Consider the following 9,051-nt stretch of genomic DNA (forward strand, 5'->3'; position numbering starts at 1 on the left):
CCCACATCCGCCGGCTCTCCGCGACCACCCACAACACCCGCGGCTCCGGCGCGTCCCACTCCAACGCCTCTCGCTGCGCGCGCGCCGTCCGCCGCACCTCGACGCGCGTCCGCTCCAGATACCGCAGGTACTCGCGGCGGTCGTTGCGCGCGACGGTCCTGGTCTTGGCCCGCTGCCAGACGACGGAACCGACGACCATGGCCACGCACGACACGAGGAACATCGCCCCGACGACGTACCCGATGGGCCCCCGCCCCATCGTCAACATGTACATCACGGAACCGAGCCCGCTGAGCGCGGGCAACGCCATCATCCAGGCGTTGGCGTCCTCCGGCTGCGGCAGCTGCGGCGGCGCCTGGACGACGACCTGCTGGTCGGGAAGCACGGGCTGCGCGGCCCGCGGGGGGCGGCGAAAGACGGTGGTGGGGGTCGTTGTCATGGCTCAGCTTCCCGCCAGTTCGGTCAGGTAGGCGTCTCGCATGTCCTCGAGGAACGGGGTGTTTCCCACCACGTTGGTGGCCCACTCGGAGACAACGGTGTCTCTCTCGGGATCAAGGGGCGGAGGGCCCGCCGTCCTCGCTGCCGCGCCGTGATAGTCAGCCGCCCGCACCGCGTTGGCGAGGGCCACGCGGGTGTCGACGTCGCCGGTCGACAGGGCCTGCCAATGGGCCTCCTGCGCCGCCGCATCCCCATCGGGGAGGATGTGGCGCAGGCCCTCGCTGATGCCGAAGGCACCGAGAGAGGTGGCACCGCCGAATTTTCCGGCCTCCAGGACGGTGTTTCCCACCCCGGTGAGCGTCGTGATGGCTATCAGCGCCGTGGTCTTCGCGTCGGTGCCGTCTTGAGGGCCATTTCTGCCCTGTGCCTCCGCAATGGCGCCCGCGATGGTCCCGATGTTGCGGAATGTGGACGTCTCACCGGCTCCCGCGCGGGCGTACGCCTCCGAGGAGAGGCCGGCCGCCTCGGGTCCGTGCTCGGCGCGGATGAAGCCGTGGGTAGCCGTGCCCTGCTGCCACTGCGCGACCCCCGAGAAGAACTCGTCCCGCACCTGGCTCTCCGCCCCGTTCATGAAGGTGAACAGGCCGACACGGTCCTCGCGGGAGAGGTCGAAGCCGTGCCGGACCTCCTTGCCGTTGACGACATCCTCCTGACCCACCGGCTGCTCCCAGATGAGGGAGTCGGTCGCGGCGCCCCGGGATATCAGGTCCATGTAGGTCAGCGCGGTGTTGCCGATGGACTGTTGCAGTTCGGCCTGGTTGGGGCCGGTGATCACGGCGCCGTTCTGGCCGGCGTGCGTCAACACGCCGTGGGCCGCGTCGATGTACCGCTCCGCCTCGGGGCTGTTGGGGGCCACGTCCGACGGCACGATGGTGCCGCTGTGGACCAGCTCGGCCGCGCCCCGGCTTTCGTCCCACCGCTGGGACAGCAGGTCCTCGCGATACGCCGGGTCGTTCAACAGATCGGCGGAGGCCACGGTGTTGAGCGCGGCGGCCTCGAGCATGCCGCTGCTCGCCGTGTTGGGCGCGAGGCTGAGACCGCTGCCCATGTCCGTCGCCGTCGCCCGTGCCTCCAGGTCGCCACGGTCCGCCGCTGCCTGCTGGATCTGCACGGCGGCGTGCCCCAGGTCCTTGGAGAACTGGGTTCCGGAGGCCACGGTCGCCGTCTCCATGAGCGCGCCGAACCCGTTGAACCGGTTCATGGCCGTGTTGAACTGGTCCCCGGACTGGGAGAAGAGGGCGCTGTTCTCGTCGGCGTAGACGAACTCCCTGATGGACGCGGGCACCATCCCCCCGGCCGCCGGGTTGACGCCCCCGATCTCGGTGTTCATCAGCATGTTGACGCCATTGGCCACGCGGGTCTGGGGAACGAGGTGGTTGTCGCCCAGGTGCCCCAACTGCGAGAGCGCGTCGGGACTGAGGGTGTCGTAGAACGAGAGCAGATAGGCGCGTTCCCGCGACGACAGCTCTCTCGGGGCCCCCGGCATGATCAGATGTGCCAGGCTGTTCATGTCGTCGGTGTCACTCGTGATCCCCGCCAGGTTCCTGGTGTGGAGCTCGAGTATGTGAGGTTCTGGAACCCCAGCCGCCAGTTGCCCGTTGATCTGCTCGGCGGCGAACCGCGCCATCGGCGCGTTCGTCATCAGCGTGAACGGCCCCTCCGTCGGGTCGTACCCCAGCCGCCTGAGCTCTCCCGCGATCTCCGTCAGGTTCGTCCGGTACCTCGCGATCTCGGCGTCCATGTCCCCGTAGGTGCGGGTGGCGGAGTCCGCGGCCTCCCTGAGGTGGACGCCCCGGACCTCCTGGGCCAGCTCCTGCGGGAGGTCGAACACGAAGTGGTTCCGGCTGGGCTGCGAGTGGTCGACGTTCCGCTCGCGGCCGTCGTAGAAGACGGTCGGCCAGTACGTCGGCGGCCCGAGGTGGTCCTGGTGGTCGGCCGCCCACTGGTTGACCGCGAGTTCCAGCGCCCCCTCCAGGCCGATCCAGTCGGCGCGGGCCCTGGCGAGGTGGTCCTCGTACTGGACGTTGAGCCCGCTGCCGCTCTGCGACAGCCCGCCGGAGCCGAAACCGGTGCCCGCCCTGGGCCCGTGGATGAGGTTGTGGACGTTGGACTCCGTGTCCTGCGCCGCCCGCATCGCGCGCGCGATGTACCCGACGACCTCGTCGATCTCCGCTCCGCCCTGGCGCAGGCCCTCGCTCGTCTCGATGACGCGGTTCGCGCCGTCCACCAGGGGATCGCCGTGCCAGGCGCCGGGATCCTGCGACATCTCGGACGCCCGCGTGGCGAGGTCCTGCACGCGCCTCGTCTCGCCGGCGGCCTTGGCGTAGGCGGTGGCCGTGGTGGCGATGTCGTCGGGGTTGATCTCGTTGCGGAACCGCCGCTGCCTGTCCCACGGCGCCACGCCGGCCTGGGCCTCCACCTCATCCGTCGTGAAGTGCAGTGCGGGCGGTATCGGCATGCGTGGTCACCTCCTTTCGGTGCTGCGTGTCGTCTGGTGGCGTCACAGGCCGTCGGCGACGGTCCGGTCGGCCGGCACCCGGGCCTGGACGGACGCCGCCGCCGCGCCGAGTGCCTGACCTGCGGCGGCGTCCACCCCCTCGCCGAGCTCGGCGACCTGGTTGTCCGCAGCGGCCATGTTCTGTCGGCCCTCCGCCGCGTGGGCGACGCCACGGGCCTGCGCGTCACGCGTGGTCGTGAGCGCGTTGACGAAGTCGCCGGCCCCGCCGTAGCTCGCGGCGTTGACCTGCACCTGGCCGAGGTAGCGCCGGGCGTTCTCCGCCGCCTCGGCGGTGTCGACGTTGGCGCGGGCGGCTTCGCGGAAGCCCTCGGGCAGGTACCACAGGCCGTCTGCGGACATGAGCGTTCTCCTTTCTGTCAGTCGCCGAGTACGCCCCGGGCGGCGCCCGGGCGCGGGGCCCAGACGTCGGGGTCCTCGGTCAGGTCGGTGAACCGCCGGTTCTGCTGGCCCTGGGTGCCGCGGCCCTGCGCGCCGCCCGCGGCGGCGCCCGCCATGGCGGGCGGTGGCATGAACGGGCGGCCGCCCTGGGCCGCCTCGCGCATGGCCAGCTGGGTCGCGACGTGCGCCCGGTTGTTGAGGTTCGTCATGGCCTGACCGACCATCTGCCCCCCGATCGCCCCGGCGCCCGCGATGCTCGGCGGCAGCACGCCGCCGTACAGGCCCGCGAGACCGGTCGAGCCCGTGCCGCCGCCGATGCCCCCGCCGCCGACCATGGCCAGGCCGGAGGGGGAGGCGATGCCGCCGGCGCCGCCGCCCAGGCCCGAGAGCCGGGTCGCGTACTCCGTGACGTCGCCGAACGGCTTGCCGGTGACCGGGTCGATCCACCGGCCGGACGCCGGGTCGAACTCCCGCCCGGTCGCCGGGTCCACCAGGTAGCCCGTGTTCGGGTCGCGCGTCCAGCCGGCGAAGTCGCCCTGCTCGGGGCCCAGCACGCTGGACGCCGGGTACTCCCCGGCCCCGACGGCGGCGCCGTTGGGCGCCTGCTGGTCCGCGGCGGCGGCCGAGGCCGACGCCGTTCCGGCCGGTCCCGAGGCGGCGGCTGAGGCGGCACTCGCCGCCGAAGGGCCGGCCGCCGTGGGCGTCGCCGCCGTCGGGGCCGTCGGCGCGGCGGCTGGGCCGCCGGGGCCGCCGCTGCGCGGCGCCGGCGGCGCCTCGCCGGCGACGATGTTGGCGTACTCCTGGTCAAGCCCCGTGAGGACCTGCTGCGCCTCGGCGGTGAGCGCCATGATCTCGCCCTCGAGGGCCTGCGCGGCGTGCGCCGAGGTCGAACCCCTCCGCTGCTGCGCGACGAGCTCGTTGAACCGCTGCTGGAGTTGGAGGGCCGCCTGCACGGCCTGCGCCGTACGGTCCCCCGCCCGCTGGAGCTGTGCGGAGACCTGCTGGGCCAGGGCCGCGGTGTTCGCCGTGAAGTCGGACATCTCGACGAGCCGTTCGGAGAGCTCCCGCAGACCCACACCGGTCTCCGCGGCCGCCCCCCGAGCCGTGGCGGTGAGCGCGGCGCTCTCCTGCTCGCCGGCGCCGGCCAGGGTGAGCCACGCCCCGGACGCCGTCCGGATCCGGTACTCCTGGGCGCTGAGGATGGTTTCGATCACCTGCTGGAACTGGGCCCTCGCTGACGCGATGCTCATGACCTCACCAGCCCCCCGCCCGCGACGACGTCTCCGCCTGGGCGATCCTGGTCTCGGTCCGCTCCTGCCTGGTGACCTCGGCGTCGAACCGCCCGAGGTCCGACACCCGCGCGGTCGCCAGCACCCGCGCGGCCTCCTGGTCGGACTGCTCGCCGATCCTGGCCGCCGCGTTGGCGCTGCCGCGGATGTCGTCGACCGTCCGCCCGCCCTCGGTCACCTGCTGGGTCACGCTGGCGATCGCCGCGGCCAGCGCCGCCGCGGCCTGGGCCCCGTTGGGCACGCGGCCGAACATGCCGGCGTCGGATCCGATCCTTCCGGCGCTCTCCAGCATGCTGGCGAGCCGGTTGCGCTGCGCCGCCGCGGCCTCGACGTCCCGGTGGGCGGCGATGTTCATCGTGACGGTGTCCATGACGTCTCCCGAACCCCCTCGGGCGGTCAGGCCCGGCCGCCGGCGGCGGCGCGGACCATGGCGGCGCCGCCCTCGTTGCCGATGTTCTGGACGTTACGGATCGCGGTGTTCTGCGACGTCACGCTCTCGTCGTAGCCGGCGGCCTGCTGCTGAAAGATCCGGTCGCGCTCCTCCAGGGTGGCGCCGATCTGGGCGTCCACCTGGCCGGCCGCGACGAGGCCCATGATCTGCCGCTGCACGTCCTGCCAGATCCGGGTGTACTCGTCCTGCTGGCCGAGGGTCTGGGACTGGATGCTGTCGAGGTTCTCGTTCCTGAAGTGGATCAGTCCGTTGAACGACATGGCTGCTTCTCCTCTCGGGTGCCGCGGGGCGGCGTCAGACCTGGGCGGCGATGGAGGTGTCGGACGAGACGTTGACGGGGAGCACGCGACCCAGCGCGCCGTGCGCCGCGTCGTCGGTCTCCCGACCGGTGTTGGACGTCACGCCCATGTCCTGGGAGAGCCCGTCCAGGGCGTTGGCGAGGGCCTGGCCGGCCCGCTGGAGGTTCTCGTAGGTCTCCACGGCGGTCGCGGTGCCCATGCCGTTGTAGGCGGTGGAGACCGTGCCGGCATGCGCGCCGATGCGGGCGGAGACCGCTTCCATCTCGCTGTACGCGCCGGCGACGATGGCCATGACGCGGTCGACCTCTTCGGGCGAAAGCTTGACCTCTGAGTACATCGCTGCCTCTTCCTTCCGCGTGTCGCTGGTCCCTTGACCTGCTGAGTGGATGGAAGCAGAGGGGGCTCGGCAGGGGTCCCGAACCGCCACGCACCGCAAGCGGAACGGCCCGCCGGGGGGAAACCGGCGGGCCGTCGGGAGGGTGGATCAGAAGGAGGGACGAGCTACGTCGTCACCTCGTAGAAGCGAACCCAGTCGACCTCGAACACGGCGGGGCGGAGGCCGCTCTCACCCGTGAAGTTGTCGAGCTGGATGTTGAGGTGCCCCGAGGGCATGTCCTGGATGTTCCCCCGGTCCTCGTTCGCGCCGTCCGAGTAGCGGAACCACTCCTCGCCGTCGACGTAGCCGACCAGCGCCTCCGGTGTCCACTCGAACGCGAAGTTGTGCCACTCGGTCATGTCCACGGGACAGAGGTCGGTGCGTTCCTTCTCGTCCGTCGGGCTCTGCGGGTAGTGCATGAACGAGGTGAGGCACTGCGCGTCCGGGTTCGAGTACTCCACCCAGTCGTACTCGCCGTTCTCCAGGCGGTTGCCCGCGGTGGGCCAGATCAGGTGCAGCGGGTGGTAGGTCTCGCCGCTGTCACCGACGTTGCGCGAGCGCGACCGGATCTCCCAGCGGCCGTACTGGGTTTCGAGACGCTGCCGCAGCCAGCCCGTGTCGCCGTTCGCCTCGCCGGTCATGGTGAGGATGCCGTCCGCGACGGCGCTGTTCTTGGCGCAGCGGCGGCCGTTGTTGGCGTGGCCCGCCCAACAGCCCTCCGTGCCGCCGACGTCGCCCGAGGGCACGGCCCACCGCTCGGGGTCGACCGGGCCGGTGTAGTCGAACTCGTCGGAGATCGGGTGCGGGGTGCCCCAGTCGTACCGGACGGCGGCCTCCGTCCCGTCGGTCGGCTGACCGCCGCCACCTTCGCCGTTGTCGCCGCCGCTGCCGTCGCCGTGCGTGACGGTCACGTCGTAGATCTCCACCTCGCCGTAGTTGGACGAGCTGCACGGGGAGGAGTTGCCGCAGTTGGCCTGAGTGTAGGCGCCGGCCTTGAAGTAGTTGGTGGAGTCGGAGTGGTCGAGGGTCGTCTCCAACTGGCCGTTGTAGTAGATGTCGATCTCGCCGCCGCTCACCACGTACCGGACCTCGAAGACCGTGCCGAGCTCGTAGTCGTCGGTGATCAGGTGGTGGTTGCTCTCGTCGCCCTCCGTGATCCAGAGCTCCGAGCCCTCCAGGCGCACGGCGGTGACGTCGTCGTCTCCGCCGTGGATCTGGGCGCCGACGACGTGCGGCTTGTCCTCCGGCAGGTGGGTGAACGCCTCCCTGACCGTCATGGTGTGGGTGCCGGACGTCGAGGACCACTCGGTCTCGTCGCCGCCGCCCTCCTCCATCTCCCGTAGCTCCGAACGCGGGTAGCTGGAGCCGCCGGTGGTGACACCGTTGACGGGCGCGCGGAACCGCACCCCGTCCCCGGCCTCGTTGACCGTGAAGTACGAGTCGTGGGAGTAGCCGTCGAGCTCGGGCTGGAAGATCTCGGTGGGGTCCCCGTCGTCGCCGATGGGCAGCGTGACCTTCCAGTCGCTCAGGTCAAGCACCTGGGACGGGAGTTCGGCGCCGCCGCCACCCCCGTCGTCGTCGCCCGTGCCGCTCCAGACCTCGACCTCGGTGAGGCTGTTCCAGTCGCCCTCGCCCTCGCCCTCGTAGCCGTGGCCGAGGTAGCGGATCCTGGAGGTCTGGACGGGCGCGAACTCGTACGACTCCAGGGCGGTCGTCGTGCCGCTGCTCTGGCCGTCGTAGACGGTCACCCAGCGGGACCCGTTCCAGTACTGGAGCTCGAAGACGTTCTGCCGGCTGGTGCCCTGGTGGACGGCGAGCCTGACCTCGCTGACCGTCCTCGTCGAGCCGAGGTCCAACTGCAGCCAGGCGCCGTCGCCTTCCCCCGACCACCGGGTGCCGAGGTCGCCGTCCACGACGTTCGCTGGCCCGTTCTCGTCGCTGGTGCTGGCCGTGACGGCGCTCGCGCCGGGCGTCACCTCCTCCTCGGCGGCCTGCGCGCTCGCCGGCGCGACGACCGCCGCCGTCCCCGCGACGAGGAGGGCCACCGCCAACGGCAGCCGCCCACCTCCCCGGGGAGCGGAGCGGGACAAGCGGGTATGTCTCACGGGTATCGTCCTCCGCGTTCGAGTTCGCCCTCGACCCCGGTCGTGGAGCACAGGGAGCACCGCCGTGGCCATGAGGGCACGTCGGCGGTGACGGTAGACCCGGCGCCTCGAGAGGGGTGCCGAGCGACCTGGCGCAGGGCGGTGCCGAAGATCGGCGGCGGGCGGTAGTCTGATCGTGACACACGGAGAGGGGACGGGGCCGTGTCGGTGCCGCCAGCCAGCTCGTCGCGCAAGGTCAACATCCTGCCGAGGGACTTCGGCAGCCTGTCGCGCGGACTCCCGTCGTCGGTCCAGCCCGGCACCCTGTTCGTGCTGGGCCCCAACGGCGGCATGAGCGTCGCGCCCGACATCGACTTCCAGCTGATCTTCGGGCGCAGCGAGGACGACGTCCACGTCTGCGTCGGCGTGGACGATCCACACGTCAGCAGGCAACACGGGCGCATCACGCGGGAACACGGGCGCTGGGCCCTGTACAACGAGGGCCGGCTGCCCATCCGGCTCGCCCCCTCTCGTCTGGTGCTCAGCGGCGACCGGGCCGAACTGCCCACCGGCTACACGCCGTTGTTCATCCTCGGCCCGAGGCAGGAACACCTGCTCGAGGTGCGCATCGCGGCGCCGGCGCCCTCGGCCGCCTCGGGGAGCGGCAAGGAGGCCAAGACCCGGGCGCGCAAGGTGTGGGAGCTCAGTCCGGTCGAGCGCCTGGTCATCGTCTGCCTCGGCCAGCGGTACCTGCGCAACGAGCCCTACCCGCAGCCGCTGACCTGGGGCCAGGTGGCGGCCGAGCTGAGCGAACTGCGTCCTGACGAACGATGGGGCGAACGCCGGGCCGCGCACATCGTGACCAACGTGCGCAAGCGGCTCAGCCATTCGGTGCCTGGCCTCCTGGAGGAGGAGGTCCCGCCACCGGTCGGCAACGCCCTCAACCACAACCTGATCATGGAACTGCTGGTCAGCACCACCATCGTCAAGTCGGATCTCGCACTGCTCGGCGACTGAGGCGGCGGAGAGCGTCGCCCCGCGCCCACGGTTCCGGCCGGGGCGCGGGAGGATGGCCCGGTGGTGAGTGATGCGTTGGCGGGGCTGGCGGCGGATGTCTTTCGGGTGGTCCTGGACGGGGAGCGGGGCGCGCCCGTGGAG

General features: G+C 71.6%; 8 protein-coding genes and 1 pseudogene. 1 reads left to right on the forward strand and 8 read right to left on the reverse strand.

Going from position 1 to position 9,051, the window contains the following annotated elements:
• The 8 genes and pseudogenes from E1265_RS28565 to E1265_RS28600 form a co-directional block, all read right to left on the reverse strand.
• Positions 1 to 439: pseudogene (locus tag E1265_RS28565) on the reverse strand (type VII secretion protein EccC); the annotation flags it as partial.
• Between the two features lie 3 nt (positions 440 to 442).
• A complete protein-coding gene (locus E1265_RS28570) occupies positions 443 to 2,956 on the reverse strand; it encodes a hypothetical protein (RefSeq protein ID WP_132933885.1) in 2,514 nt (837 codons plus the stop codon).
• A 42-nt stretch (positions 2,957 to 2,998) separates the two neighbouring features.
• A complete protein-coding gene (locus E1265_RS28575; protein ID WP_132933886.1) occupies positions 2,999 to 3,355 on the reverse strand; it encodes a hypothetical protein in 357 nt (118 codons plus the stop codon).
• Between the two features lie 17 nt (positions 3,356 to 3,372).
• On the reverse strand, positions 3,373 to 4,644 hold the full coding sequence (locus E1265_RS40440) for a hypothetical protein (RefSeq protein ID WP_132933887.1): 1,272 nt from the start codon (positions 4,642 to 4,644) through the stop codon (positions 3,373 to 3,375).
• A 4-nt stretch (positions 4,645 to 4,648) separates the two neighbouring features.
• Positions 4,649 to 5,053, reverse strand: coding sequence for a hypothetical protein (locus E1265_RS28585; protein ID WP_132933888.1), 405 nt, complete (start codon positions 5,051 to 5,053; stop codon positions 4,649 to 4,651).
• Between the two features lie 26 nt (positions 5,054 to 5,079).
• Positions 5,080 to 5,394 (reverse strand): hypothetical protein, encoded by a 315-nt coding sequence (locus tag E1265_RS28590; RefSeq protein ID WP_132933889.1) that lies wholly within the window; start codon positions 5,392 to 5,394, stop codon positions 5,080 to 5,082.
• A gap of 34 nt (positions 5,395 to 5,428) precedes the next feature.
• Positions 5,429 to 5,770, reverse strand: coding sequence for a hypothetical protein (locus E1265_RS28595; RefSeq protein WP_132933890.1), 342 nt, complete (start codon positions 5,768 to 5,770; stop codon positions 5,429 to 5,431).
• 164 nt (positions 5,771 to 5,934) lie between these two features.
• Positions 5,935 to 7,914: a polysaccharide lyase family 7 protein gene (locus E1265_RS28600; RefSeq protein ID WP_243741177.1), complete on the reverse strand. Its 1,980-nt coding sequence runs from the start codon at positions 7,912 to 7,914 to the stop codon at positions 5,935 to 5,937.
• A gap of 201 nt (positions 7,915 to 8,115) precedes the next feature.
• Between E1265_RS28600 and E1265_RS28605 the strand changes: the two genes are divergently transcribed.
• The gene (locus tag E1265_RS28605; RefSeq protein WP_243741178.1) at positions 8,116 to 8,910 is read left to right on the forward strand and encodes an FHA domain-containing protein; all 795 of its coding nucleotides are present in this window, start codon (positions 8,116 to 8,118) and stop codon (positions 8,908 to 8,910) included.
• Positions 8,911 to 9,051: the final 141 nt, after the last annotated feature.

Source organism: Streptomyces sp. 8K308 (assembly GCF_004348315.1).
GTDB lineage: Bacteria > Actinomycetota > Actinomycetes > Streptomycetales > Streptomycetaceae > Streptomyces.

What these genes read in the sequence shown, in the direction of transcription:
- E1265_RS28595 (WP_132933890.1), bottom strand. Translation starts at nt 5,770, where the DNA reads ATGTACTCAGAGGTCAAGCTTTCGCCCGAAGAGGTCGACCGCGTCATG.
- E1265_RS28585 (WP_132933888.1), bottom strand. Translation starts at nt 5,053, where the DNA reads ATGGACACCGTCACGATGAACATCGCCGCCCACCGGGACGTCGAGGCC.
- E1265_RS28570 (WP_132933885.1), bottom strand. Translation starts at nt 2,956, where the DNA reads ATGCCGATACCGCCCGCACTGCACTTCACGACGGATGAGGTGGAGGCC.
- E1265_RS40440 (WP_132933887.1), bottom strand. Translation starts at nt 4,644, where the DNA reads ATGAGCATCGCGTCAGCGAGGGCCCAGTTCCAGCAGGTGATCGAAACC.
- E1265_RS28575 (WP_132933886.1), bottom strand. Translation starts at nt 3,355, where the DNA reads ATGTCCGCAGACGGCCTGTGGTACCTGCCCGAGGGCTTCCGCGAAGCC.
- E1265_RS28590 (WP_132933889.1), bottom strand. Translation starts at nt 5,394, where the DNA reads ATGTCGTTCAACGGACTGATCCACTTCAGGAACGAGAACCTCGACAGC.